1 rRNA gene is annotated in these 1857 nt (G+C 48.7%); it reads right to left on the bottom strand.

What is annotated here, in order from left to right:
• Positions 1 to 125: 125 nt before the first annotated feature.
• Positions 126 to 1642, bottom strand: a 16S ribosomal RNA gene (locus tag K319_RS0101205).
• Positions 1643 to 1857: the final 215 nt, after the last annotated feature.

Here is a 1857-nt window from a genome sequence, read left to right as displayed (position 1 = left end):
AATTATCTCCTTCCCTTTACTAATTTCTAGTGGGTTTATTTTTTTATATAATCAACCGAGTAAAAAAAACCAAAGCTTTATCTGACGATAAGGCACTTTTTTTGTTTTTTGACGTATAGTCTCTAAAATGAGATGTTCCAGCCGCACCTTCCGGTACGGCTACCTTGTTACGACTTAGCCCTAGTTACCTGTTTTACCCTAGGCAGCTCCTGTTACGGTCACCGACTTCAGGTACCCCAGACTTCCATGGCTTGACGGGCGGTGTGTACAAGGCCCGGGAACGTATTCACCGCGCCATGGCTGATGCGCGATTACTAGCGATTCCAGCTTCATAGAGTCGAGTTGCAGACTCCAATCCGAACTGAGACCGGCTTTCGAGATTTGCATCACATCGCTGTGTAGCTGCCCTCTGTACCGGCCATTGTATTACGTGTGTGGCCCAAGGCGTAAGGGCCGTGATGATTTGACGTCATCCCCACCTTCCTCTCTACTTGCGTAGGCAGTCTCACTAGAGTCCCCAACTGAATGATGGCAACTAGTGACAGGGGTTGCGCTCGTTGCAGGACTTAACCTAACACCTCACGGCACGAGCTGACGACAACCATGCAGCACCTTGGAAAATGTCCGAAGAAAAGCCTATTTCTAAGCCTGTCATTTCCCATTTAAGCCTTGGTAAGGTTCCTCGCGTATCATCGAATTAAACCACATAATCCACCGCTTGTGCGGGCCCCCGTCAATTCCTTTGAGTTTCATTCTTGCGAACGTACTCCCCAGGTGGCTAACTTATCACTTTCGCTTAGTCTCTGAGCCCGAAAGCCCAAAAACGAGTTAGCATCGTTTACGGCGTGGACTACCAGGGTATCTAATCCTGTTCGCTCCCCACGCTTTCGTCCATCAGCGTCAGTTGAATCTTAGTGACCTGCCTTCGCAATCGGTGTTCTAAGTAATATCTATGCATTTCACCGCTACACTACTTATTCCAGCCACTTCAAATTCACTCAAGGCCTGCAGTATCAATGGCAGTTTCACAGTTGAGCTGTGAGATTTCACCACTGACTTACAGGCCCGCCTACGGACCCTTTAAACCCAATAAATCCGGATAACGCTTGCACCCTCCGTATTACCGCGGCTGCTGGCACGGAGTTAGCCGGTGCTTATTCGTACAGTACCTTCAACTTCCCACACGTGGAAAGGTTTATCCCTGTACAAAAGAAGTTTACAACCCATAGGGCAGTCGTCCTTCACGCGGGATGGCTGGATCAGGCTCTCACCCATTGTCCAATATTCCTCACTGCTGCCTCCCGTAGGAGTCTGGTCCGTGTCTCAGTACCAGTGTGGGGGATCACCCTCTCAGGCCCCCTAAAGATCATCGACTTGGTAGGCCGTTACCCTACCAACTATCTAATCTTGCGCGTGCCCATCTCTATCCGCCGGAGCTTTCAATACAAAGTGATGCCACTCTATATATTATGGGGTATTAATCTTCCTTTCGAAAGGCTATCCCCCAGATAAAGGCAGGTTGCACACGTGTTCCGCACCCGTGCGCCGCTCTCTCTGTCCCGAAGGACAAATACCGCTCGGCTTGCATGTGTTAGGCCTCCCGCTAGCGTTCATCCTGAGCCAGGATCAAACTCTCCATTGTATGTTTGTCTGTCCCTTAACTCAAACTCAATTTAAAATTGACGCTTTGGTTTTTTTCCTTACTTGGTTGTTATATGTTATGTCAATGAACTTCGTTCTCTTCGCTTCCCCGGGGTCCCGACCTGTCGTCATCTCCCCCGATTTGCGAGTGCAAAAGTAGAAAATATTTTCCGGAACACCAAAACTTTTCTGAAGTTTTTTTTCGTAACCCCGAAA

The organism is Epilithonimonas caeni DSM 17710, from assembly GCF_000426465.1.
Taxonomy (GTDB): Bacteria; Bacteroidota; Bacteroidia; order Flavobacteriales; family Weeksellaceae; genus Epilithonimonas; species Epilithonimonas caeni.
The sequence above is the reverse complement of the archived record's forward strand: the minus strand, read 5'-3'. Positions and strand labels throughout refer to the sequence as shown.